Annotated in this window: 22 protein-coding genes; 8 read left to right on the top strand and 14 right to left on the bottom strand. The window is 72.3% G+C overall.

Features of this window, described 5'->3' with window-relative positions; translation table 11 throughout:
• Window positions 1-9: 9 nt before the first annotated feature.
• The 3 genes from bla to ACZ6TU_RS07050 are packed head-to-tail and all read left to right on the top strand — an operon-like array spanning window position 10 to window position 2,098.
• Entirely contained in the window at window positions 10-966 is a 957-nt protein-coding gene (bla, locus tag ACZ6TU_RS07060) for a class A beta-lactamase (protein WP_469547214.1), read from the top strand.
• A gap of 50 nt (window positions 967-1,016) precedes the next feature.
• The gene (locus ACZ6TU_RS07055) at window positions 1,017-1,406 is read left to right on the top strand and encodes a DUF952 domain-containing protein (RefSeq protein WP_467679153.1); all 390 of its coding nucleotides are present in this window, start codon (window positions 1,017-1,019) and stop codon (window positions 1,404-1,406) included.
• Window positions 1,403-2,098, top strand: a complete 696-nt coding sequence (locus ACZ6TU_RS07050) for a DUF4328 domain-containing protein (RefSeq protein WP_469547212.1) — start codon at window positions 1,403-1,405, stop codon at window positions 2,096-2,098. The genes ACZ6TU_RS07055 and ACZ6TU_RS07050 overlap by 4 nt, the downstream gene beginning before the upstream one ends.
• Before the next feature lie 247 nt (window positions 2,099-2,345).
• Here the strand turns inward: ACZ6TU_RS07050 and ACZ6TU_RS07045 are convergent, their stop codons facing one another.
• Both ACZ6TU_RS07045 and ACZ6TU_RS07040 read right to left on the bottom strand, forming a co-directional pair.
• Window positions 2,346-3,224 carry a putative RNA methyltransferase gene (locus tag ACZ6TU_RS07045; protein WP_467679150.1) on the bottom strand — a complete coding sequence of 293 codons (879 nt, stop codon included), beginning with the start codon at window positions 3,222-3,224 and terminating at the stop codon, window positions 2,346-2,348.
• Between the two features lie 190 nt (window positions 3,225-3,414).
• Window positions 3,415-4,977 carry a carbohydrate-binding protein gene (locus ACZ6TU_RS07040; protein ID WP_469547210.1) on the bottom strand — a complete coding sequence of 521 codons (1,563 nt, stop codon included), beginning with the start codon at window positions 4,975-4,977 and terminating at the stop codon, window positions 3,415-3,417.
• A 167-nt stretch (window positions 4,978-5,144) separates the two neighbouring features.
• Here ACZ6TU_RS07040 and ACZ6TU_RS07035 point away from each other — a divergent pair, with 167 nt between their 5' ends.
• Both ACZ6TU_RS07035 and ACZ6TU_RS07030 read left to right on the top strand, forming a co-directional pair.
• Window positions 5,145-6,164: a cytochrome c oxidase assembly protein gene (locus ACZ6TU_RS07035; RefSeq protein WP_469547208.1), complete on the top strand. Its 1,020-nt coding sequence runs from the start codon at window positions 5,145-5,147 to the stop codon at window positions 6,162-6,164.
• Window positions 6,151-6,354, top strand: a complete 204-nt coding sequence (locus ACZ6TU_RS07030; RefSeq protein ID WP_467679146.1) for a hypothetical protein — start codon at window positions 6,151-6,153, stop codon at window positions 6,352-6,354. Before ACZ6TU_RS07035 ends, ACZ6TU_RS07030 begins: the two co-directional genes overlap by 14 nt.
• On the opposite strand, the gene ACZ6TU_RS07025 is transcribed toward ACZ6TU_RS07030, so the two are convergent.
• The 9 genes from ACZ6TU_RS07025 to ACZ6TU_RS06985 all read right to left on the bottom strand — a co-directional run bounded on the left by ACZ6TU_RS07025 (window position 6,327) and on the right by ACZ6TU_RS06985 (window position 16,357).
• Window positions 6,327-6,848 (bottom strand): hypothetical protein, encoded by a 522-nt coding sequence (locus ACZ6TU_RS07025; RefSeq protein ID WP_469547206.1) that lies wholly within the window; start codon window positions 6,846-6,848, stop codon window positions 6,327-6,329. The genes ACZ6TU_RS07030 and ACZ6TU_RS07025 overlap by 28 nt on opposite strands.
• Window positions 6,832-7,323 carry an RNA polymerase sigma factor gene (locus ACZ6TU_RS07020; protein ID WP_467679143.1) on the bottom strand — a complete coding sequence of 164 codons (492 nt, stop codon included), beginning with the start codon at window positions 7,321-7,323 and terminating at the stop codon, window positions 6,832-6,834. The genes ACZ6TU_RS07025 and ACZ6TU_RS07020 overlap by 17 nt, the downstream gene beginning before the upstream one ends.
• On the bottom strand, window positions 7,320-7,961 hold the full coding sequence (locus tag ACZ6TU_RS07015) for a class F sortase (RefSeq protein ID WP_467679141.1): 642 nt from the start codon (window positions 7,959-7,961) through the stop codon (window positions 7,320-7,322). Before ACZ6TU_RS07015 ends, ACZ6TU_RS07020 begins: the two co-directional genes overlap by 4 nt.
• Window positions 7,958-8,344, bottom strand: coding sequence for a sortase-dependent protein (locus tag ACZ6TU_RS07010; RefSeq protein ID WP_467679139.1), 387 nt, complete (start codon window positions 8,342-8,344; stop codon window positions 7,958-7,960). Before ACZ6TU_RS07010 ends, ACZ6TU_RS07015 begins: the two co-directional genes overlap by 4 nt.
• Window positions 8,345-8,484: 140 nt before the next feature.
• Window positions 8,485-9,123: a response regulator gene (locus tag ACZ6TU_RS07005; RefSeq protein ID WP_150482037.1), complete on the bottom strand. Its 639-nt coding sequence runs from the start codon at window positions 9,121-9,123 to the stop codon at window positions 8,485-8,487.
• A complete protein-coding gene (locus ACZ6TU_RS07000) occupies window positions 9,120-10,337 on the bottom strand; it encodes a sensor histidine kinase (protein WP_467679137.1) in 1,218 nt (405 codons plus the stop codon). The genes ACZ6TU_RS07005 and ACZ6TU_RS07000 overlap by 4 nt, the downstream gene beginning before the upstream one ends.
• Window positions 10,338-10,342: 5 nt before the next feature.
• Window positions 10,343-12,541 carry an MMPL family transporter gene (locus tag ACZ6TU_RS06995; RefSeq protein ID WP_467679135.1) on the bottom strand — a complete coding sequence of 733 codons (2,199 nt, stop codon included), beginning with the start codon at window positions 12,539-12,541 and terminating at the stop codon, window positions 10,343-10,345.
• Between the two features lie 111 nt (window positions 12,542-12,652).
• Window positions 12,653-14,635 carry a glycoside hydrolase family 97 protein gene (locus tag ACZ6TU_RS06990; protein ID WP_467679133.1) on the bottom strand — a complete coding sequence of 661 codons (1,983 nt, stop codon included), beginning with the start codon at window positions 14,633-14,635 and terminating at the stop codon, window positions 12,653-12,655.
• Window positions 14,636-14,821: 186 nt separating this feature from the next.
• The gene (locus ACZ6TU_RS06985) at window positions 14,822-16,357 is read right to left on the bottom strand and encodes an alpha/beta hydrolase (protein WP_469547378.1); all 1,536 of its coding nucleotides are present in this window, start codon (window positions 16,355-16,357) and stop codon (window positions 14,822-14,824) included.
• A 474-nt stretch (window positions 16,358-16,831) separates the two neighbouring features.
• On the opposite strand from ACZ6TU_RS06985, the gene ACZ6TU_RS06980 reads away from it, so the two are divergent.
• Window positions 16,832-17,347: a signal peptide protein gene (locus ACZ6TU_RS06980; RefSeq protein WP_467679132.1), complete on the top strand. Its 516-nt coding sequence runs from the start codon at window positions 16,832-16,834 to the stop codon at window positions 17,345-17,347.
• A gap of 182 nt (window positions 17,348-17,529) precedes the next feature.
• On the opposite strand, the gene ACZ6TU_RS06975 is transcribed toward ACZ6TU_RS06980, so the two are convergent.
• Together ACZ6TU_RS06975 and ACZ6TU_RS06970 are read right to left on the bottom strand one after the other, a co-directional pair.
• Window positions 17,530-17,709, bottom strand: coding sequence for a hypothetical protein (locus ACZ6TU_RS06975; RefSeq protein ID WP_469547201.1), 180 nt, complete (start codon window positions 17,707-17,709; stop codon window positions 17,530-17,532).
• A 58-nt stretch (window positions 17,710-17,767) separates the two neighbouring features.
• The gene (locus tag ACZ6TU_RS06970) at window positions 17,768-18,274 is read right to left on the bottom strand and encodes a hypothetical protein (RefSeq protein ID WP_467679130.1); all 507 of its coding nucleotides are present in this window, start codon (window positions 18,272-18,274) and stop codon (window positions 17,768-17,770) included.
• A gap of 98 nt (window positions 18,275-18,372) precedes the next feature.
• On the opposite strand from ACZ6TU_RS06970, the gene ACZ6TU_RS06965 reads away from it, so the two are divergent.
• Entirely contained in the window at window positions 18,373-19,716 is a 1,344-nt protein-coding gene (locus tag ACZ6TU_RS06965; protein WP_469547199.1) for a BTAD domain-containing putative transcriptional regulator, read from the top strand.
• Window positions 19,717-19,762: 46 nt separating this feature from the next.
• Here the strand turns inward: ACZ6TU_RS06965 and pip are convergent, their stop codons facing one another.
• Window positions 19,763-20,731, bottom strand: a complete 969-nt coding sequence (gene pip / locus ACZ6TU_RS06960; protein WP_467679126.1) for a prolyl aminopeptidase — start codon at window positions 20,729-20,731, stop codon at window positions 19,763-19,765.
• A 320-nt stretch (window positions 20,732-21,051) separates the two neighbouring features.
• On the opposite strand from pip, the gene ACZ6TU_RS06955 reads away from it, so the two are divergent.
• The gene (locus tag ACZ6TU_RS06955; protein WP_467679124.1) at window positions 21,052-21,993 is read left to right on the top strand and encodes an amidohydrolase family protein; all 942 of its coding nucleotides are present in this window, start codon (window positions 21,052-21,054) and stop codon (window positions 21,991-21,993) included.
• The last annotated feature ends 242 nt before the right edge of the window (window positions 21,994-22,235 follow it).

Here is a 22,235-nt window from a genome sequence, read left to right as displayed (position 1 = left end):
GCACCACGCATGTCCGTCGACGGGCCCGCCTCGTCCCGCCGCGCCTTCCTGGCCGCCGCGGCGTTACTTCCCCTCGCCGGCTGTGGCACGGCCGGCCGGGACACCGACCACGCCGACCGAGCCACCACGACCACCCGGCCCGCCCCGGAGCCGAGCCGCCGCGCACCCGCCCCACCCGTCCACCGACCGCGCCTGGCGGACCTGGAGCGCGAGTACGGCGCCCGCGTCGGCGTCTACGCCCTCGCGACCGGCACCGGCGCCACGGCGGTCCACCGCGCCGACGAGCGCTTCGCGTTCTGCTCGACCTTCAAGGCCCTGGCTGCGGCGGCGGTCCTGCACCACCGCTCCCTCGACGGCCTGGACCGGCGCGTCACCTACACGCGGGCCGACCTCGAGTCCACCACGCCGATCACCGGACGGCACGTCGCGACCGGCATGACCCTCCGCCAGCTCTGCGACGCCGCCGTCCGCTACAGCGACGGCACGGCCGGCAACCTGCTGATGCGCGACCTCGGCGGCCCGGCGAAGCTCACCGCCTATCTGCGCGGACTCGGCGACACCGTCAGCCGCATGGACCACTACGAACCCGAACTGCACGACGTACGACCGGAGGACCCCAGCGACACCACCACCCCCCGCGCCATCGCCACCGACTTCCGCAAGCTGCTCCTGGGCACCGCCCTGCCCGCCGGTGAACGCGCCCTGCTGACGGACTGGCTCTCGCACAACGCCACCACGGTCGGCGCCCGCCGCATCGGGGCCGGACTCCCCAAGGGCTGGCAGGTGGCCGACAAGACCGGCACCGGCAACTACGGCAGGGCCAACGACATCGCGATCGTCCGCCCGCCCCGCACCGAGCCGCTCGTCCTGGCCGTCATGACCGACCGGCCCGGCTACGACGCCGAACCCTCGGACGCCCTGATCGCCGAAGCCACCGCCCGGACCGTCACCGCCCTGGGGCTCTAGAGGGCCCGGGCTCTGGAGGCCCCGGCGCCCCGGTGGCTTATAACGGGGCCATGATCTACCACTCCATACCGCTCACCGACTGGCACGCCGCCCCCGACGGGCCGTACGCGCCCGCCTCCCTCGCCGAGGAGGGCTTCGTGCACTGCTCACCGGACGAGCCGACCACGCTCGCCGTCGTCAACGCCTTCTACCGGGACGCGCCCCGGCCCCTGCTGGTGCTCGCCCTCGACGAGGCCCGCCTCACCGCGCGGGTGGAGTGGGAGGCGGCGGCCCCCGCCCCGCCGCCCGGGGTCCACGAGGACACCCTGTTCCCGCACGTGTACGGCCCCCTCGACCGGGACGCCGTCGACCACGTCCTCGAGGTGCGGTGGGACGAGCGGGGCCGCGCGGTGGGCCTGGGGACACGAACGGGTGAGCGATACGACAGGATGACCGGGTGAGCGATCAGGAAACACCCGTCACCGGCAAGGACCCCACCCCGGGCCCCGCCCTTCGCCCGGTCCGTGGCGCGGCCCGCCGCGCCATCGCCCTGCTAGCCCTCGCCGCGCTGGCCTGGACGGCCCGGGCGGTCTGGCACGTCCGGCTCGCCGTGACCGGGCAGCCGGCCTCCGGCCCGCCGGACCAGGGAGGCGGCCAACACCGCCCGCTGACCGCCCTCGAGGACTCCTACCACCAGGTCAGCTCCATGGGCGGCGCCGTCACGCTGCTCTGCGCGCTCGCGTTCCTGCTCTGGCTGGACCGCGTCCGCGACAACGCCCGTGCCCTCTCGGGCGCGGAACCGCGGTACGGATACCTCTGGCTCTTCCTGGGCTGGATCATCCCCGTCGTGAACCTGTGGATACCCCGGGGCATCGTCGCGGACGCCCACCGGTCCGTCTTCCCCGACCGGCGGCTGCCGGCCGTCGTGAACTGGTGGTGGGGCCTGTGGCTGGCCGGTCTGGCCGGTGGCGTGGGCCTCATCTACGCCGACTCCACGGACGAGATCATCGCCCGCGCCTACACGGGCGTCCTGCCCCTGCTCGCCGCCGACGCCGTGATCGTGGCGGCGGCCGGGACCGCCGCCCTCATGATCCGCACGCTCACCACGGCACAGCAGCAGCGCATGGACGAGACGGCACGGCCCGACGCCTGACCGACCTGGGCTCGGGATTGCCCCCTAGAGCCTGTCGTTTGGATCACGCCGCAGACGCGGGGTCTGGTACGCGCATCTGCGGCGTTGTCGTCGGTTGCCGACTCCCCCACGCTCGGCTTCGCTCGCGCGGGCGGTGCCCCCATCGCGTCGACGCCCTCCTCCGCCTTGCAGCCGCACGCACCGGACCCCGCTCACCGGCGCTGATCAGCGCTGTCGGTTCCCTGCGACCTGATCCAAACGACAGGCCCTAATGCCCCAGCGGCCGGTACACCGACGCGACGAACGAGGCGGTCACCCGCACCGGCACCGCCAACTCCCCGACACGATGCCGCAGTTCCGCCTCATCGACGTGACGCGCGGCCGGGCTCATGGCCACCAGACCGGCGACGTCCTCGGCGGTGAGGCTCATGGTGTACTCCAGCGACTCGGCGCGCTCGTGCCGGAAGCGGTCCGCCAGGGTCCGGCGCAGGCGTTCCTCCTTCCTGGGGTCGACCGCCAGCAGCCCCACGGACCGGCGCAGTTCGCGCAGGTGCCGGTCGCTGGGTGTGACGACGAGCAGGGCGCCGTCCGGCCGGAGGACACGGTGGAACTCCGGCCCGTTGCGGGGCGCGAAGACGTTGAGCACGAGATGGGCGCAGCCGGACCGGACGGGCCACGGCTGCCAGACGTCCCACCCGGCGGCCTCACCGCGGGCGTGCGCGCGGGCCGCGGCGCGCAGGGCGTGCGCGGAACTGTCCAGCCCGAGCCCCATGGCCCCGGGGAGCGCGTCCAGGACCGATGCGAGGTAGTGACCGGTGCCCGCCCCGGCGTCCAGCACGACGGCGTCGGGCGGGGCGAGTTCCGTGGCGAGCCTCGCGAGGGTACGGGCGAGCGGGTCGTAGTGCCCGGCCCGGAGGAACGAGCTGCGGCACCTGACCATGTCGGCCGAGTCGGCGCTCGCGGCGCGCCGGTGGCCGGTCAGCAGACTGACGTATCCGTGGCGGGCGATGTCGAAGGTGTGCCGGTCGGCGCACCGCAGCGCACCGTCGGCGCGCTCCAGGCCCGACGTACACAGGGGGCAGGTCAGGACGGTCAGCAGCCGGTCGGACGGGCGACGTCGGCCGGTTCCCGTAGGAGTGGTCGGCATGAATGCTCCTCGACAGCTCAGCGGGGCAAGAGCGCCGCGCCGAGCTGGATGCAGGCGGTGAACGGAGAGTCGTCGGCGCCCGCGGACGGCGGGCACGCCGAGGACGGCGACGTGACCGAGTCACGTCGCCGTCCTCACCGCGGTGTCAGAGGAAGCAGTGCGGAATGCCGGTGCATGCCATACGGCCAGGCTACCGGCTGCCCCCGAACGTCACGACGAGCCGCCCGTCCGAGGCGAACGACCAGCGCAGGGCCCCGGCGTAGGAGGAGCAGCGGGAGCCGTTCGAGCCGGACCAGAACTGGTTCGAGCCGTCGGAGCCGCCGATGATCCGGTCGTTCGACCCGCTGTCGCACGAGGTGTTGTTCCGGAACACCGACGTGCTGCCCGAGTCGAAGTTGAAGTTGCGTTGCTCGTTGCCGATGCTCACGTTGTCCGAGACCTGCATCGCGCCGGTGTTGCTGTTGTAGGTGAACCCGTGCTTGCCGTTCTCGTAGGCGATGCTGCGCCGGACGATGTGGTTGACGCCGATGTCGTCGCCGCCGAGCTTGTAGCCGTTGCGGTCGCCGTTGCCGGCCTGGGAGCCGTCGCTGAGGGTGCCGTTGTCGTAGGCGAGGGAGTCCTCGATGGTCACGGCGCCGATGGGGCCGGTGTCCGTCTTGGTATAGAGGTCGTAGCCGTCGTCGATGTTGTTGTGGGCCACGGTGTAGCGGAAGACGTTGCCGGGTCCGACGGTGAGCTTCGGGGCGAAGCCGTCGGCGTCCTCGCCGTCGGAGTCGACGTTGTCGTGTGATTCCGCGCTGAGGATGAGGTTGTTGGACGGCCACTGGTCCTTGGGCGTGCTGGAGAGCGCCCGCGAGAGCTGGAGCCCCGAGTCGCGGTTGAAGCGGGTCACCGTGCGCTCGATGACGTTGTTGCTGCCGCCGATGAAGATGCCGTTGTCACCGGCCCGTTCGACGACGATGCCCTTGACGTGCCAGTACGACGCGTTGACGGCGAGGCCGCGGTTGGCCGGGTCCTCGCTCTGGGCGGAGAAGTTCAGTACGGGGGTCTCGCCCGGGTAGGCGAACAGTTCGGTGCGGTCGCCGGAGGTGCCGTTCCGGCCCGCCGGGATGGTGACCGTCTGGGAGTGGCGGTAGGTCCCGCCGCGCACGTAGATCGTGCCGCCGGCGGAGATGCGGCTGATCGCGGAGGTGAGGGTCGTCGGGTTCGGCTCGGTGCCGGCCGCGCTGTCGGTGCCGTTCGGCGACACATAGAGGACCGGGCCGGTGGGCTGGGGGTTGCTGTCGCCCGTCTCGACGTCGAGGTGGTCGATGTTGGGCAGGCCGCCGGAGGTGGTCGGGGCCAGCCGGACGGTGTTGCTGCCCGACCGCAGCGGCACGGTGAGTGTCTTGGTCGCCCAGGTGTTCCAGGCACCTGTGCCCTCGAAGGACGCCGTGGTGGCGGTCGTGCCGTTGACCACGATGTTCGCGGCGCGTGGGGAGGTCGTGCCGTTGGCGAAGCGGACCTTCAGGGTCGCCGTGCCGGCGGCGGGCGCGGTGACGGTGAACTGCGCGTAACCGCCGGTTGCGTTGTCGCCGTTGCAGAAGCCGCTGCCGGAGTATCCGGCCCAGTTCGATTCGATGGCGCCGGCGCAGACGGCCGGTGACGTCTCGGCCTCGTACCGGGTGGTCGCCGCCTGTGCCGTGGTCCCGGACAGCGCGACGAGGCTGCCGGCCAGGAGGCCGACGGACGCGATCACTGGTCTCAGGTGCATCTTCGTCTCCAGGGTGAGAGCGGACGCATGGGGCTGGCTGGAGTAAGCGCTTTCTGGGAACGTAAGAGCTTGCCGTGGACGCGTCAATAGACGTGTACATGATTCTCATTCATACTCGTGAACGGGAAGCCGCCCGCTCTCTTAACTTCGACGGCTACCGTCCGCCCGTGAGTGAACTGTCGGCCGTGTACCTGCCGGAGCTGACCGCCGGGCGGCTGCTGGGCTCCTGGCAGCTGGATGCTCCCGCGCTGCTGCTCGTCGTCGCCCTGGGCGGGCTCTACGGCTGGGGTGTCGCGCGAGTCCGCGACCGGGGCGGCTCCTGGCCGCTCGCGCGCCTTGCCGCGTTCGTCGGGCTCGGGTTGGGCGCGATCGTCGTGGCCACGATGTCCGGACTGGCCGTCTACGACCGTGAACTGTTCTGGCCCGCCGCCGTGCAGAACGTCACCCTCGATCTGCTCGCGCCACTGGGCCTCGCCCTCGGCGACCCGCTGCGGCTCGCGGCCGAGGCGCTGCCGGAGGGCGGTGCGGGCCGCCTGCGGCGGGTCATGAGCGGCCGGCTGGTCAGGACACTGACGTTCCCCCTCGTCAGCACGGTCCTGGTGCTGACCACGGAACTGACCGTCTACTTCACGCCGTACTTCGCCACCGCGCTGCGCGTGGGGTGGCTGCACGAGCTGATGTATCTCCATCTGCTGGCGGCCGGCTGCCTGTTCGTCCTGCCGGTGCTCACCCGCGAACAGGCGCTGCCCGCCTGGTGCACCCACCCCGTCCGGGCGGCCCTGGTCTTCCTGGACGGCATCGTCGACGCCCTCCCCGGGCTGGTCGTCATGACGCACGGCACCCTCATCGCGGGCGCCTGGTACCTGCACCACGCGCCGCCCTGGTCCTCCGACGTCCACCACGACCAGCAGATCGGCGGCGGCGCCATGCTCGGCATCGCCGAACTGGCCGCCCTGCCCTTCCTGCTGACGATCCTCGCCCAGTGGATCCGCGCCGAGCGCGCCCAGACGGCGGCACTGGACCGCCGACTCGACGCCGAACTCACCCCTGCCGCAACGGAATTCGAGCCGGACCCGGCTCCCGAACTGGTGCGCCCCTGGTGGGAGACCGAAAGGAGCGAGGTGGCGGCGCGGGTACGACGGCAGGGGCACGACGCTGGGCAGGCTGACCCGTATGGCGACCTATGACATCCTCGGCGCGACCTACGCCCGGACACGGCGGCCCGACCCGCGGATCGCCGCGCGGATCCACGCCGCGCTCGGCGACGACATCGCGGACGTCCTGGGGACGAGCGGCCGCTGGCACGCCCGGCACGCCGAACTGCTCGCGCTCGACACCGTCGATGTGGGCTACCGGCTCCTGGTGGCCGACCTCTGATCCGCGTCCGGCCCGGTCGCCGACGGGACCGGCCGTGCCGAGGTCGGCGCGGCCGACGGGGCGCGGGGCACGGCCGTCGGGCCGGGCGCGCCGCCCGGGCCGTCCGCGCGGGGGCGGGTCGTGGCGGGCGCCGGGGCCTCGGAGGGAGACGCCGATGAAGGCGAAGGCGAAGCCGCCGATGGCGAGGGAGTCGGTGCCGGGGTGGGAGGCGCCGTGCTCGCGGGGGGCGGGGCCACCGGGATCGTCGGGGAGCGGGAGGGCTCCGGGGCTGTCAGGCGCAGGGGGAGGGCGATGAGGGCGGCCGCAGCGCAGCACAGGCCCGCTCCGGCCGCGGCGCGCAGAACGCGCCGGCGGGTCGCCCTGCGGCGGACCGCCTCGTACTGGCCGGGCGGTGCGCCCAGGTAGTCGGGGGAGGAGGGCCGCAGGATCACGGCGAGCGGGTCCTCGGGGCCGAACTCCCGGTCGTCCGGATCGTCGTCAAGGCGTGTGGTCAAGGCTTCTCCTCAGGTGGACGCGGAGCAGTTCCCGGGCCGCGTGCAGGTCGGCCTTGACGGTTCCTTCCTTGCGCCCGGTCAGCACGGACACCTCCCGGATCGGCATGTCAGCGTAGTAGTGGAGGAGGATCGGGACGCGGAGTCGTTCCGGGAGCGACTGGACGAGCAGGCGCACCGACGGGTCGGCCTGCTCGGGGTGGGGCCGTACGGCGGCTTCCGAGGTGACGCGGTGCATGGCCCTGCGCTCGCGCTCCAGTTTGCGCCAGTGGTCCCGGACGAGGTTGGCCGCGGTGACGTAGAGGAATCCGCGGGGTTCCGCCACGGACGTCCAGCGGGCCCAGAGCCGGGTGAACGCCTCCGAGGCGATCTCGTGGGCCGTCTCGTCGTCGTCGACGAGCCGGCGGCACCAGCCGGCCAGGCGCGGGTAGAGGGCGGCGAACAGCTCGGACGCGGCCTTCTCGCGGGTCCGTTTCAACGCTCTCCAGGGGTGGGGGCCTCGGAGCCGCTCAGCGCGGCGAACACGATCACGTTGTCCGCGTATCCGTCGCCGGTTCGCGCTCCGCCGCACGTGATCAGCCGCAGCTCCGGGCGGTCCACGTTCCCGTAGACGTCGTCCACCGGGAAGCGGGTTCTGGGGACGGTCCGTACCGCCGTGACGGCGAACTCCGCCGCCGTGCCGTTCTCCAGGCGCGCCACGATCCGGTCGCCGCGGTGCAGCCGGGCGAGGTGACGGAAGACGCCGTCGCCGTACGCGCCGACCGAGACGTGCCCGAGGATCACCGACGGGCCTCTCTGGCCCGGCGTCGGCGAGTGCCGGTACCAGCCCGCCCGGTCGTCCGCGGTGACCGGCGGTACCCGCACCGTGCCGTCCGGGGCCAGGCCCAGCCGGATGACCGGGGTGTCGACACCGATGGCCGGGACCAGCAGCCGGACCGGGACCGAACGGGCCACGGGGCGCGCCCCCTCGGCCGGGACCGGCCGAGGGGAAGACTGCGGCTGTGCCGCGGTGGTTGAGGAGTCCGGCGTCGTCCGACGCGTCCCCTGGCCTCCGCATGCCGTGAGCAGCGACGCGAGCGCCGCCGTCGTGAACGCGCGCCTGGAGAACGGGGTCATGCCCCGGTCGCCCGGCGACGCCGCACGACGAGGACCGTACCGCCGCCCAGGGCGAGCACCGCGGCGGCGCCCGCGCCGACCGCCGTACCGCCGACGCCGGAGTCGGAGGCCTGGGACGCGGCCGTCACGCCGGTGTCGGGCGCGCCGCTCGGGACGACGGCGACCTGGTCCTCGGCCGGGGCCCGGGTCGGCTCGTCGGCCGGGACCGGGGTGGCGTCGGCCGGCGCGCGGGTCGGCTCGGCGCTCTCCTCGGGCGCGGGGGTGGGCGCGGCGGCCGTCGGGGCCGGGCTCGGGGTCGCCGTCTGGCTCGCGAACGCGGGCCCGGTGCCCAGGAGTACGGCGGTGCCCGCGAGGGCCAGGGCGGTGAGGACGGTTCGGCGCATGGGAACGCTCTCCTTCGTCGGTCCCGCCCGGTGAAGGGCGGGGCGGGTGACGGGTCGTGCGGAGAGACGAGGCGGCCGGGGGGCGGGTTGTAAAGAGATGGCAAAGTCCGGATCGCGTGCTGTCGCGCCGGCTCAACGGCTCAGGGCCGCCGCAACAGCCCCCGTTCCATCGCCACCACCACCGCCCTCGTGCGGTCGTTGACGTCGAGCTTGGCGAACAGCCGGAGCAGATGCGTCTTCACCGTGGCCTCGGCGATGACGAGGCGGCGGCCGATCTCGGCGTTGGTCAGGCCGTCCGCGACCGCGTTCAGGACGTCCGACTCCCGGGCGGTGAGCGGTATCTGGGCGGGCTGGCGCATGCGGGCGACCAGCCGTTCGGCCACCCGGGGCGCCAGCACCGTCTCACCGCGCGCCGCCGCGTGGATCGCGTCGGCCAGTTGCTCACGGGTGGTGTCCTTCAGGAGGTAGCCGATCGCCCCGGCCTCCACCGCGCGCTCGATCTCCGCGTCGGTGTCGTACGTCGTCAGGATCAGCACCCGGGTGCGGGGGAAGCGCCGCACGATCTCGGTCGTCGTGGCCACTCCGTCCAGCACCGGCATCCGCAGGTCGACCAGGGCGACATCGGGTTCGTGGCGCTCGACGAGGCCGAGGGCCGCGCGGCCGTCGCCCGCCTCGCCGACGATCTCGATGCCGGTCTCGGAGGCGAGGAGGGCCACCACCCCAGCCCGCATGACGGTGTGGTCGTCCACCACGATGACGCGGAGCGCTCCGCCGGTCATGCCGTTGCCCCGCTCTCCGCGGCGGCCGGCGGTATCAGCGCCAGCACCCGCGTCCCGTCGCCCACCGAACTCGTCACCGTCAGTCTCCCGCCCAGCTCCGCCAGCCGTTTGCGCATGCCGTCCAGGCCGAAGCCCGCCGACTCCTCCACCACGAACCCGGTCCCGTCGTCGGTGATTTCGAGCTCCACGCCGTACGGCTGCCTGGCCAGGACCACGCCGACCGTGGAGGCGCGGGCGTGCTTGCGCACGTTGGCCAGGGACTCCTGGGTGCAGCGCAGCAGTGCGATGCGGGTCTGCTGGTCGCACTCCAGGTCCGCCAGGTCGGCGTCGACGGTCAGGCCGGTGTCCTCGGCGAAACGGTCCAGGGTCCGGCGGAGGGTCTGCGCCACCGAACCGGCGGCCGCCTGGCCGGGGCGCTGGGGTGAGCCGACCAGTTCCCGGGCCTCGGCGAGGTTCTCCCGGGCCGTCGACTCGATCGACCGCAACTGCTGGCCGCTGCGCGCCGGGTCGGAGTCGAGGCCGGCCCGGGCCGCCTCCGCCAGCACGATGATCGAGGCGAAGCCCTGCGCGAGAGTGTCGTGGATCTCCCGAGCCATGCGCTCCCGTTCGTCCGTCGCGCCCTGCCGCTTGTGGGCCTCGGACAACTCGGCTTGAGTTTCCTCCAGTTCGGCTATCAGCCGGGCCCGTTCGGCGCTCTGCGCCACCACCGAGTGCGCCCACAGCCCGATCAGCACCCCCACGGCGACGACGATCAGCGTCGATACGAGGATCTCGGTGACGAACTCCACCGTCCACCCGTCCTGCCGCAGCACGCTCCCGGTCAGCGACGCTCCCGCGGCGAGCCCCAGGAACACCATCGAGGCCCTCGGCGTCCGCCCGAACATCCAGTAGTGCGGCAACGTCACCATGAACAGCGCCCCGTAGTTCCCTTGCAGATACGCCAGCCCGCCCAGCGCGAACACCAGCACCGACAGGTAGACGTGCGGCCGTACGACGGGGTTGGACGGGAAGTGGTCCAGGACCGCGTAACACAGCACCGTCCCTCCCAGCAGGACGAGCGCCGCGTACTTGCTCGCCTCCGCCCCTTCGATGGTGACCAGCCCGACGGCCTGCCCGACTCCCAGTACGGCGAACAGCAGCCAGCAGACCGCCTTCCAGCGGCGCAGCGACGTGGCCCAGAAGGCGTCGGCGGTGGACTCGGCGAGAGCGGTCATGACGGTCAACGTACGTCGGCCACCGCACGGGAGGCGGGGCTTTTCTCCGGGGCCGCCTGGGCCGCGGGCCGCGAGGGCCACCAGCTCGACTCGCCCAGCAGCAGCATCGCCGCCGGCAGGACCATCACCCGGACCACGAACGCGTCGATCAGCACGGCCGCCGCCAGCACGAAGCCGATCTGCTTCATTTCGATGATGTGGAGAAAGACGAAACTGGCGAACACCGTCGTCATCACGACCGCGGCACTGGTCACCACGCTCGCCGAGGAGCGGATCCCGTCCAGCACGGCCTTCCGTGTGGGCACGCCGGCGAGCGCTGCTTCCCTGATCCGGCTGACCACGAACACCTGGTAGTCCATCGACAGTCCGAAGAGGATCACGAACAGGAACAGCGGCACCCGCGACCCGATCGACCCTGTGGAGTCGAAGTCCAGCAGGCCCTCGGCCCACGTCCCCTGGAAGACCAGGACCAGCAGCCCGAGCGCCGCCGCCGCGGACAGCAGGTTCAGGACGACGCCGAGCACCCCGAGCACGACCGAGCGGAAGGCGTACACGGTCATCGCGAACGTCACCAGCAACAACGCGCCGAGAACCAGGGGCAGTTTGCCGTTCTGGTGGGCGGGATAATCGGCGTAGCGGGCGACGTCCCCGCTCACGCCGTACTCGGCACCGGTGATCCGGCCGACGGTCGCGGGCAGGAAGTCGTCCCGCAGCCGGTCGAGGGAGTCGTACGCCTCGTCGGAGTTGCCGAGGTACGGCACCTTCAGTTCGAGGGTGCTGGTGCGGTCGTCGGCCGAGGTCCGGATCCGTGGCGCCCCGGTGAACAGCCGGTCGGTCTCCGCCCGCCCGGCCACCTCCCGCAGGGCGGCGACGACCTTCGCCGATCGCGCGGCATCGGCGCGCACGACGACCTGGTGGGTCACCCGCCGCTCCGGGAACGCCTCGTTGAGCCGGTCGTACACCTGCATCGCCGGGATGTCGCGGGAGTGGGTGTCCCGGCTCATCTCGGTGATCTTCAGCCCGGCCAGCGGGACGACGAGGGCGAGCAGGGCGAGGACCGAGACGCACAGGGTGGCCAGGGGATGCCGGGCGGCGGGCCGCAGCAGCGCGGCCCACACCCGGCCGCCGCCACGCTCACCCCGCTCCCGGCGTGCGGGCTTGCCGCGCTCGGCCCGCCGCCGCGCCCGGCGTTCCGCCCGCTGCCCGAGCTTGACGAGCAGCGCGGGCAGGGCCGTCAGCGAACTCGCCACCGCCACCAGGACGACCACGATCGTGCCCGTCGCGAGGGACGAGAAGATCACGTCGGAGGCGAGATACAGCGTCGCCGTGGAGGCGACCACCGCCATTCCGGAGACCACGACCGCCCGGCCCGAGGTGGCGGCGGCCAGTTCCACCAGCGCCTCGGAGGACAGCCGTCCGCCGGAGCGGGCCCGTTCCTCCCGCTCGCGCTTGAGGTAGAAGAGCGTGTAGTCGACGCCGACCGCGAGGCCGATCATCAGGATGACGTTCGTGCCGATCCCGGCGTCGGGCGACACGTGCGAGACGACCATGGACAGCCCGACCGCCGCCGCGATCGAGGACAGCGCCAGCAGCAACGGCACCCCGGCCATGGTCACCGACCCGAACACCACCAGCAGCGTGAGCAGGGTGACCGGCAGGGTGATCGCCTCGGACAGGGCCAGGTCGTCACTGCGCTGCTTGTCGACCCCCTTGCTGACGGACGGACTTCCGGTCTCCTCCAGCAGCAGCCCGGGGTGGCTCTTCCGCACCGCCTCGGTCTGCGCCACGAGCGCGTCGACCTTGTCCTTCGCGTCCCGTTCCTCGCCCTTCAGTGCCACCTCGACCATCAGGATCCGGCGGTCCTCGGACAGCAACGGGTCGGCCACGGTCGCCACTTCGGGCAGCTTCCGCATCCGGTCGGTCAGGTCGTCCGCGGCGGCCCGGGCGGCGCCCTCGTCGAGGGCGCCGCCCGCACGGGAGGAGATCAGCACCTGCTCGGTGGCCCTGCGCTCCAGATGCGCCTCGGCGGCCAGGGTCTCGGCGCGGCCGGCCTCGCCGACCCGGTAGTCCGCCGTCTTCGCACTGTTCGTGCCGACGGCACTGCCGGCCCCCAGACACAGCGCCACGAACACCAGCCAGCCGACGATCGCCCGCCAGGGGCGCCGCGCACTCCAGCGTGCCACGCGCACAGATAATGAGTTCATGCCCAGAATGCTTGCTGAGCTGGGCAGTTGCCGGACAGAGGTACTCGGTTGAACCTGCCGTCCACCGGCCGGTGGACCCGGGCCCTGGGGAAAACCCCACCCGCTCCGGGATCAGCTCGGCTTCAGGACGACCGCCTGACCGCCCGCCGGTGCCAGGGCCACGTCGAGCGTGTCGGCGGCGGTGACGGTCCGGGTGCTGACCACGACCGGGGTCCGGAACGGGCTGGTGCCCGGGGTGCCGTCGGCGTAGACCGTCGCCGTGTAGGTGCCGCTGCCGAGGAAGGACAGGGGCAGGGACAGGGTCCTGGACGACTCGTCGGTCATCGCGCCCAGGTACCAGGTGGAGCCGTTGCGGCGGGCGACCGCGATGTACTCGCCGATCGCGCCGGCCAGGGTGCGGCTCTCGTCCCAGGTCACCGGCACGGCGTTGAACCACGGCAGGCCGGGCCAGTTGGCCGGGTTGCCGTACTTGGACGGCTTGTCGTACCAGAAGAGGAAGTTGAGGGGCTGGTAGTACACCGCGGCCATCGCCATCTGGTGGGCGTTGGTCGTCTTGTCGCGGGACTGGCCGTAGCAGATCGTGTAGTCCATCGGGCCGCCGATGTTGCGCGCGAACGGCAGCGTCACGTTGTGCGTGGCGGTCGGGAACTGCTCGTTGCCGCGTACGCCTTCCAGGCTGATCCAGTTCGGGTACGTCCGCTCGTAGCCGAACGGCCGGACGTCGTCGTGCATGTCGATCAGCAGCTCGTACCTGGCGGCCGTCTTCGCCCAGTCGATGATCTGGTTGGTCATCGTCTGGGTGCCGTCGTTGATGAAGCCGAGCTTGATGCCCTGCACGCCCCAGCTCTTGTAGAGGCCGAAGAGGGAGTCCGCGTCGGTCAGTGCGAGCCGGTTGACGTAGAGGAACAGGCCGATGCCCTGGCTCGTGGCGTACGAGATGACCGACGGCATGTCGATGGCGGCGATGGGCTCGGTCGCGTCCGTGGTGGTGAACTCCGGGCCGTACCAGCCGGCGTCGTACTCGATGTACTCCAGGCCCCGGGCCACGGCGAAGTCCACGCCCGCCAGGCCGGCGGCGGTGCTGAGCTCGCAGCGGAAGACCTTGCCCGGCTTGATCCACGAGGTGTCGGGGAGGGCGTTCGGAGGGGCCAGGTTGAGCACCAGCTCGGCGTTGTCGACGAGTTCGGCGTGGGTGGCCCCGATCACCACCGCGCGCCAGGGCGTGGCGAAGGGCGTGGTGACGGTCGAGGCCGTCTCCACCGGGCCGCTGCCGCGGGCGGTGTGTTCCATCAGGAAGGCGGAGAGGGTGTTGGGCTCGCCGGCCACGGAACCCAGCATCAGCCGCGGGTAGTCGATGCGCGAGGACTCGCAGACGCAGGCGATGAGCCCGCCGGTGAGGGTGGCGGTCAGGGGGAGGTCGGTCAGCGGGCCGCTGTCCGTGGTGGAGGTGCCGGTGACGGGTATGGAGCCCGGCGCGACCGGCTCGTAGGCGTTCTCGTCGCGGGCGCTGTAGACGGTGGTGCCGTCGGGGAAGACGAACGTGGTCAGCTCGTCGGCGACGGTGGCGGTGCCCTCGCCGAGGAGGAGGTAGCGCAGGGCGACGCCGGTCTTGTACGCGCGGACCTGGACGCCGAAGCGGATGCCGGACGCCCGGTCCTCCAGGTCCCAGCGCTGTTCCTGGTAGTGGTCGGTGACGGTCGCGTTGCGGCCGTAGACCGGGGTCCAGGTGGTGCGGTGGGTGCCGTACCGCTCCCCGATCACCCTGACGTCACCGCCGAGGACGGTGCCGTCGCCGAGCCTGAGGCCCAGGGCCGAGGGGTCGATCACCGTCCGGGCGTCGCGGCGGGCCGACCAGCGGAGCGCACCGTCCACCAGGGACAGGGTGATGGAGGTGCCGCCCATGCGGGCGGTGACGCTCTCGGGGCGGCCCGGCCGGTCGTCCTCGGCGTAGGCCGGCCGGGTCGTGGCGATCCCGGCCGCGGCCAGTCCGGCGGTGACGGCGGCGCCCTTGAGAACGACCCGGCGGGACGCGGCCGTCGGGTGGCCGGCCGTTCTGTCCGCGGCGGGCTCTTCCCGTTCTCCCGAAGCTCTCATGGTGAGGGACCTTCCCCAGTGATGGGCAGTAAGTGGTAGTAACCGTTTTCTGCGAGTGCAGTTGTACGTGCCTGCACAAGGTGGGGTCAAGAGGGAGGAACCGCAGGAACCGTTTTGGGTATACGCGAACGCCCCGGGTGCCGGGCCTGGTGAGGCCCGGCACCCGGGGCGCCGTGGTGTGGTCGGTCAGCGCAGGAAGCCGAGGCGGTCCAGGCGGTCGTTCACGCCGTTGCGGAGCTCGCCGAGGGTCGTGCCCGGCGGGGCCACCTTCGGCGTGGCGGACGGCGGCTGGGTCTCGTCCGCGCAGGTCGTGCCACGCGCCGGGACCTTCAGGTCCACCAGGTAGCCGGTGACGGCGTCCGTCGCGCAGGCGCTGCGCCCGAAGGCGGTGTGGCCCTCGGCCTTGAAGGTGAGCAGCCGGCCGTTGTCGAGTTCCCGGGACAGGGCCACCGCGTCCCGGTACGGGGTGTCCGGGTCGCCGGTCGTGCCGAGCACGAGGATCGGCGCGGAGCCCTTCGCCCGGAAGGAGCCGTCGTAGCGGCTGACCCGCTCGCCGGGCCACTGGGCGCAGGTGGTGGCGTGCTGGTGGTCGTAGGTCGGCGGGCCGTACGCCATGGCCGGGCCCAGCAGCGGCGCCAGCTCGGCGTTCCTCGTGACCTGCCGCTTCAGCAGGGCCGGGTCACGCGGGTAGTCCTTGTCGACACACTCGACGGCCACGTTCGGGTTGAGGAAGTCGTAGCTGGCCGGGGACGGCGGCCGCAGCAGGAACGAGGTGTTGTCGCGCTGCTGCGCCTTGCGCAGGGCCCCGCCGAGGGAGGGCCAGATGACCTTGCCCTCGTTGATGTTGAACATCAGGCGGTAGACGAGGGTGTAGCCGTTCGCCTGCCCGCCGTTCGCGGTCGGTACGGGGTTGGCGTCGAGGTCGGCCTTGAGCTTCTCGAACGCGCCCCGGGGATCGCCGTCACCGAACCCGCACGTGTCCTGGTCCGCCTTGCACCAGTCGAGGAAGCGGCTCATCGCGCCGTCCAGGGCCAGGTACTGGGGCCGGTCGTAGGCGTAGGGCTCGTTGGCGTAGTGCTCGGGGTCGTAGGCACCGTCGAGCGCCAGCGCGCGCACCCGCTCGGGGAACATGGCGGCGTAGACGGTGCCTATGTAGCTTCCGAACGACCGTCCGTAGTACGTCAGTTGCTCCTCACCGAGAGCCTGACGCAGCAGGTCGATGTCGCGGGCGACGTACTCGGTGCCCACGTACGGCGCCAGCTCGCCCGCGTTGTCCTGGCAGGCCTGGCCGAACGCGGCGGCCTGGCGCACGGCGGGCTCGTAGGCGTCCGGGCCGGGGACGCCCTTGGCGGCGGTGATGGCCTGGGTGTAGGTCGGGTCGTCCCAGCACGTGACCGGTGAACTGCGCCCGACGCCGCGTATGTCGTACCCGAAGACGTCGAAGGAGTCGCGCATCGCGGCGGGCAGGCCGGCGTAGTTGCCGCGCACGAAGTCCACGCCGGAGTTGCCGGGCCCGCCGGGCTGGAGGAAGAGCGTGCCCTTCTTCTTGGCCTGGTCCGGGGCCTTCTTGCGGATGACCGCCAGAGTGATGGTCTTGCCCTGCGGGTCGCGGTAGTCCAACGGCACGTCGGCGTTCGCGCACTCGAAGCCGCCCTGGCAGTCGGACCAGGACAGGGACGGCACGGACGGCTGCCCGTCGCTCTCGTCCGGCTCGGCGGCCATCACCTGGGCGGCGGTTCCGGCGAGAGCGAAGGAGACGGCGGCGGCGATGGCGATCCTCAGGCGCGGGAGGCGTCTGCGCGCGCGGGTGCCGGACCGACTCGGTCCATGAGCTTGCTCGGTCACTGTGGTGATTCCCCTCGGGCGCGGCGCGTGTGCCGTCGAGCACCCTGCGGTGCGGCTGGTTGTTGAAGTTTCTAGCTCACCCGGAGGGGGAAGGGAATGGCGATCGGCCTTGTGGCCCTCATCCCGCGAGATCTCTCCAATACCCGCCGGTAGTTGCGGTGCCGTTCACTTCCGGAACGGTGGGGAGTACCCGACGGCGATGCGGGGTGCCTCGGCCGTTCGGCCGATCCGCGGGGGCCGGGCCGCTGCCTGGGATCCGCTGCGTAGTCTGAGGACAACACTGGTCAAGTGCCGTGTCCGGCCGACCGGTTCACCCGAGCGAATTCCTCCCCCACCCCAAGGACAGCCAACGTGTCGTCGTCGAAAAACAGTCGTCTCGAAGTCGCCGTTCTCGCCGCCCTGGTCGCGGTCACCGGCCTGGCCACGGCGGGACCCGCCCTCGCGGCCGCGCCGGCGGTCACCACCGCGGTGACCGTCACGGCTTCCCGGGCGCAGGAGCCCGCCACACCCACCGATTTCGTGGACCTGCCCCCGAGTCCCCTCCGGGCCGGGGGAAGCCAGGAGGTCACGGTCACGTACCGCAACGCCACGCCGACGGACACGACCGTCGCTCCGCAACTCCTGGTGACGTCCCCGGACACCGCGCCGTTCCTGTCGCCGTCGGACGTCAAGGTGGAGCGGCGCACGGGGCACGGCTGCTGGGTGCCCGTGCGGCTGGGCAGCCAGACGGGGACGCTGTTCACGGATCTCATGGGGGCGCAGCGGGAGTTGGGCGCGGGGGAGACGCTCAAGGAGCGGTACCGGGTGACTGTCCTGAACCCGAAGGCGGTTGGGACGGTGGAGCCGAGGGTGGCGTTGTACGGCTGAATCGGCGCTCTCGTCCCAGGACGGAGGGGCTGATGCCGAGGTGGGGCGGGGCGCGGACGTTCCCCGTCACCACCGTCTGAACGACGGCAGCTACGGCGGCCAGTGCCGCGAGTACGGAGACCGCCCCCGGCAGCGCCTGGCCCTCGCTCACGCCTCGGCTACGCGCCGATGGTGACACTCAGTCAGGGCCGCCGCCATTCGTCCCGACCGGCACGCCCGGCCCGGCCCGGCACACCGATGGACGCGCGGCCGAACGGGCCGGGGCGGTCCGGCCGTCTGTCGTCGGGTGCGCTGCCCGCACGGTGCTCGACGCCCGCGACCGTGCCGTACTCACGGCAGGTCGGCTGCCTGGAGGTCGCCACCGGCCCGGCCCGTATGGAACAGGCCCACCAGGACGTCGAGCAGGGCGGGCAGGCCCGTTCAGTCGATGTGCGCACACAGATCGTCCGTCGTCCCGTGCAGGAGTCGTACGGACTTGTATCCGGTGGGGCCGATGTCCATCGTGTAGACGCCGTCGACGAGGTACAGGCCGCGCGGCAGACTGCCCTGGTCCTGGCCGACCCCGACGAGCACCGGGCCGTGCACGGACCAGAGTTGGGAGCCGTCGGGCCGGTACTCGACGACGGCCGAACCGCTCGCGTCGGCGTCGTAGGAGGCGCCGGTCCCGGTGTTGGTGACGCGTACGACCAGATCGCCCTTGTACGCGACCCGCCGCACGGAGCCGTCGGGGTAGGTGCTCAGCACGCGCCGCACCACCTCGTCGACGACCGGCTCGCCGTGGACGGGGAAGTCGCACCGCACGCCGGCGTCGACGTCCCACGGCGCGGAGGGTGCCGGTTCCCAGCCCTTCGCCGTCTCCGCGGACGCGGGCTGCGTCCCGACGAGCACGGCGGCAAGTGTCAGCGTGGCGAGGGCGGTTCGGCGCATGGTTCTCCCTGGGCAGAAACGGGTGGAAGGAGGCCAGCCTCTCCCCGGCCTCTGACCAAAGCCTGACCATCGACGTCCCGTTAGGCTGCCGGACAGCCATGGAGTTCCAACTGCTCGGTCCGTTCGCCGCCCGCCACGAGGGTCGGCAGGTGCTGGTGGGCAGCCGCCGCCAGGAGCGGTGCCTGCTGGCCGTCCTGCTGCTGCACGCGGGCCGCGCCGTCCCGACAGATCGCCTCATCGACCTGCTGTGGGACGACGAGCCGCCCGCCTCCGCCCGCGCCACCGTCCACACCTATGTCGGCCGCCTGCGCGCCGCGCTCAGACCGCACGGGGTGTCCGTGGAGACCCGGCACGACGGTTACGCCGTGGAGCAGGGGCCTCATGGGATCGACGCCCAGGAGTTCGTCGGGCTCGTCGGGCAGGCGGCGGACTCCGCTGATCCCGCGGAGCGGATCCGCCTCTACGACCAGGGCCTCGGGCTGTGGAACGGCCCGCTGCTCGCGGACGTGGCCGACGAACGGCTGCGCACGCGCCTCGGCGGCAGGCTGGGCGAACTGCGCCTGTCCGCCGCGGAGCGTCGGGCGGAGGACCAGGTCACGATGGGTCTGCACGACCGTGTCGTGGCGGACCTGACGCCGCTGCTGGAAGAGCACCCGACCCGTGAACGGCTGGTCGGCGCCCAGATGACCGCCCTGTACCGCGCGGGCCGCCAGGCCGATGCGCTCCAGCTGTATCGCAGCACACGCACCCTGCTGGCCACCGAACTCGGCATCGAACCGAACGGCGAACTCCGCACCCTGCACGAGCGCATACTGCGCGCCGACCCCCGGCTCGACCGGCCCCCCGGGCCCGTCTACGCGGTGCGGGTCGGCGACCAGTGGCTGCCGTGGAGCACGAGCGGACACCCCGCGCTGGAGTTCTGCAACACCTACGCCGGGTGGGGCGGGGAGCGGCTGCCCGGGTCGGACTGGCTGCGCGGCTACGCCACGCTCGCCGTATGGGCCGGTCACCTCGACCTGATCGAGGACCGGCAGGTCACCCGGCTGCGGGAACAGGCCCTGCGGCAGCCGGCCAAGGCCGCCGCCGTCCTCGACGAGGCCCGGCGGTTGCGTACGGACCTGTACGCCTGCCTGACCGATCCGCAGGACCGCCGGGCGTTCAAGGCGGTGGCCGGGGTGGTGGAGGACGCCGCGCGGCTCTCGGTCTTCACGCGTGGCGAGGACGGTCTCGGACGCTGGCAGCCGTCGCCCTCCGCCGGTCTTCGCCTGCCCGTCTGCGCGGTGGCCCGCAGCGCGGGCGAACTGCTCGCCGACCCGCGGCGCTTCACTGTCCGCGGCTGCCCCAGCCGGGACTGCGGCTGGCTGTTCCTCGACGAGAGCGGGCGGCGCCGGTGGTGCAGTCTGGCGACGTGCGGTGCCAAGAGGTCGGCCGACGGCCGATGACAGTGGTTCGCTCCGACACCGGCGTCCGCACCGTCGAGGGCATTTCCTACGGGGTGCGGGCCGGCCGGAACCGGTCCGTGGCCGCCAGCACGGCCTCCGTCGTGGCATCCCCCGACAGCCCGTGCCCCTCCTCGCCGATCAGCACGAGTTCCGCGTCCGGCCACACCTGCGCCAGCCGCCACGCGACGTCCGGAGGCCCGCTGATGTCCATCCGCCCGTGGACCAGCACGCCCGGGATGCCGGAGAGCTTCCCGGCGTCGCGCAGCAGCGCCCCGTCCTCCAGGAATCCGGCGTGCCGCCAGTAGTGCGTGACGAGGCGGGCGAAGCGCAGCCGGAAGTGCGGGTCCTCGTAACGGGAATCGGGCTTGTGCCCGGGGTGCGTGGACACGTGCACGTCCTCCCACCGGCACCACTCCCGCGCGGCCCGCTCCCGTACGGCCGGGTCGGGGTCGGCGAGCATCCGGGCGTACGCCTCCACCAGACTGCCGTCGCGCTCCGGCTCGGGGACGGTGTCGCGGAACCGGTCCCATTCCTCGGGGAAGATCCGGCCCATGTCCCGGGTGACCCACTCCACCTCGCGGCGGGTGGTGTTGGTGACGCTGAAGAGGACCAGCTCGGACACGCGTCCGGGGTGCTGCTCGGCGTAGGCCAGCGCGAGGGTCACGCCCCAGGAACCGCCGATGACGAGCCATTCCCCGATGCCGAGGCGCCGGCGCAGCAACTCGATGTCGGCGATCAGGTGCGGGGTGGTGTTGGCGTCGAGCGGGGTCCGCGGATCGGCGGCGTCGGGTGTGCTGCGCCCGCACCCACGCTGGTCGAAGAGCACGATGCGGTACGCCGCCGGGTCGAACAGCCGGCGCCAGAACGGCCCCGCCCCGGACCCGGGCCCGCCGTGGAGCACGAGGGCCGGCTTGCCCGCCGGATTCCCACAAGTCTCCCAGTACACGCGGTTGCCGTCGCCGACGTCGAGCATGCCGTGCTCGTACGGCTCGATGGGGGGATAGAGCTCGGCCATGTGCGACGCACTCTCCTCGACCCTCGGCAGATGTAACAGCGCTGTCAGACTAGGTGCTCCGCCACATCCTGGTGGCGCGCCCGAAGCCGTGACCAGGGGTGGGCGGAGCCCGCAGACAGGTCGTACTGTGTCTGCCCCGCTCGCGCGATGGCGCTGTTCCCCTCCTCGTCGCGGCGTACGGTGGCAGCGTGGCAAACGAAGACCTGGGGCGGACTCTGCGTCGCTTGCGCCGTCTGGTCTCCTTGACGCAAGGATCCCTCACCGCCCCCCTCGCGCAAGGCAGTGGACCCACCACCGCACCCGGCCCGATCGTGGACGGCATGGACGATCACCGCGTGGTGCCGGTCGACGACCCTGCCGGTTCGCCCGGACACGGGACTGTGGGTGGTGCGGAAGTCGAGGAGGTCCGCCGTTTCTGGGGGCGGCTCGGGCTTCCCGGGCTGCTCGACGTGCACACGCACTTCATGCCCGAGCGGGTGCTGCACAAGGTGTGGGGCTACTTCGACGCGCTCGGGCCGATGACCGGTGGGCTGGAGTGGCCGATCACCTACCGGAAGGAGGAGGCGGAACGGGCGGACATCCTGCGGGAGTTCGGCGTGCGGGCCTTCACGGCGATGCTGTACCCGCACAAGCCGGGCATGGCTCGCTGGCTGAACGGCTGGGCGGCCGACTTCGCCCGCCGCACCCCCGACTGTCTGCACACCGCGACCCTCTACCCCGAGCCGGGCGTCGAGGCGTACGTCCGGGAGGCCGTCGAGGCGGGCGCGCGGGTGTTCAAGGCGCATGTGCAGGTGGGGGCGTACGACCCGGCCGACGAACTGCTCCAGCCGGCGTGGGGGTTGCTGGCCGAGGCCGGGATCCCCGTCGTGATCCACTGCGGCTCCGGGCCCGCGCCCGGCAAACACACCGGCCCCGAGCCGATCGCCCGGGTGCTGGCACGGCACCCCCGGCTGCGGCTGGTCGTCGCACATATGGGAATGCCCGAGTACGAGGAGTTCCTCGACCTCGCCGAGCGGTACGGGGAGGTGCGGCTGGACACGACGATGGCGTTCACCGACTTCACCGAGAAGCTCGCCCCGTTCCCGCGCCGGGCCCTGCCCCGGCTGTCCGACCTCGGCGACCGCATCCTGCTCGGCTCGGACTTCCCCAACATCCCTTACCCGTACGTGCACCAGCTGCACGCCCTGGAGCGGTTGGGTCTCGGGGAGGAGTGGCTGCGGGCGGTGTGCCACGACAACGCGGCGGGGTTGTTCGGGATCTGAGCTTGATGCTCAAGCCCTGAGGCGGGTGCGTTCCCATGCAGCGGAGGTGGGGACGGTCATTCGCCGAGGCCCTGGCCGAACCCGCCGTCCACGGGCAGTTCCACGCCGGTGGTAAAGGTGGCCTCGACGGCCGGGTACAGCGCGGCGGCGGCGATCTCCGCCACGGTGCCTCCCCGGCCCACCGGCGTGGAGGCCGCCTCCGGCGCTGCCTCGATCCGCCGCCCAGGGACAGCCACTGGGGA

The organism is Streptomyces sp. NPDC052064 (genome assembly GCF_055585925.1).
The sequence above is the reverse complement of the archived record's forward strand: the minus strand, read 5'-3'. Positions and strand labels throughout refer to the sequence as shown.

Excerpts from the sequence above, each read along its gene's own strand:
- bla (WP_469547214.1), top strand. The coding sequence starts at position 10 with ATGTCCGTCGACGGGCCCGCCTCGTCCCGCCGCGCCTTCCTGGCCGCC.
- ACZ6TU_RS07055 (WP_467679153.1), top strand. The coding sequence starts at position 1,017 with ATGATCTACCACTCCATACCGCTCACCGACTGGCACGCCGCCCCCGAC.
- ACZ6TU_RS07045 (WP_467679150.1), bottom strand. The coding sequence starts at position 3,224 with ATGCCGACCACTCCTACGGGAACCGGCCGACGTCGCCCGTCCGACCGG.
- ACZ6TU_RS07040 (WP_469547210.1), bottom strand. The coding sequence starts at position 4,977 with ATGCACCTGAGACCAGTGATCGCGTCCGTCGGCCTCCTGGCCGGCAGC.
- ACZ6TU_RS07030 (WP_467679146.1), top strand. The coding sequence starts at position 6,151 with ATGGCGACCTATGACATCCTCGGCGCGACCTACGCCCGGACACGGCGG.
- ACZ6TU_RS07015 (WP_467679141.1), bottom strand. The coding sequence starts at position 7,961 with ATGACCCCGTTCTCCAGGCGCGCGTTCACGACGGCGGCGCTCGCGTCG.
- ACZ6TU_RS07010 (WP_467679139.1), bottom strand. The coding sequence starts at position 8,344 with ATGCGCCGAACCGTCCTCACCGCCCTGGCCCTCGCGGGCACCGCCGTA.
- ACZ6TU_RS07005 (WP_150482037.1), bottom strand. The coding sequence starts at position 9,123 with ATGACCGGCGGAGCGCTCCGCGTCATCGTGGTGGACGACCACACCGTC.
- ACZ6TU_RS07000 (WP_467679137.1), bottom strand. The coding sequence starts at position 10,337 with ATGACCGCTCTCGCCGAGTCCACCGCCGACGCCTTCTGGGCCACGTCG.
- ACZ6TU_RS06995 (WP_467679135.1), bottom strand. The coding sequence starts at position 12,541 with ATGAACTCATTATCTGTGCGCGTGGCACGCTGGAGTGCGCGGCGCCCC.
- ACZ6TU_RS06990 (WP_467679133.1), bottom strand. The coding sequence starts at position 14,635 with ATGAGAGCTTCGGGAGAACGGGAAGAGCCCGCCGCGGACAGAACGGCC.
- ACZ6TU_RS06985 (WP_469547378.1), bottom strand. The coding sequence starts at position 16,357 with ATGGCCGCCGAGCCGGACGAGAGCGACGGGCAGCCGTCCGTGCCGTCC.
- ACZ6TU_RS06970 (WP_467679130.1), bottom strand. The coding sequence starts at position 18,274 with ATGCGCCGAACCGCCCTCGCCACGCTGACACTTGCCGCCGTGCTCGTC.
- ACZ6TU_RS06965 (WP_469547199.1), top strand. The coding sequence starts at position 18,373 with ATGGAGTTCCAACTGCTCGGTCCGTTCGCCGCCCGCCACGAGGGTCGG.
- pip (WP_467679126.1), bottom strand. The coding sequence starts at position 20,731 with ATGGCCGAGCTCTATCCCCCCATCGAGCCGTACGAGCACGGCATGCTC.
- ACZ6TU_RS06955 (WP_467679124.1), top strand. The coding sequence starts at position 21,052 with ATGGACGATCACCGCGTGGTGCCGGTCGACGACCCTGCCGGTTCGCCC.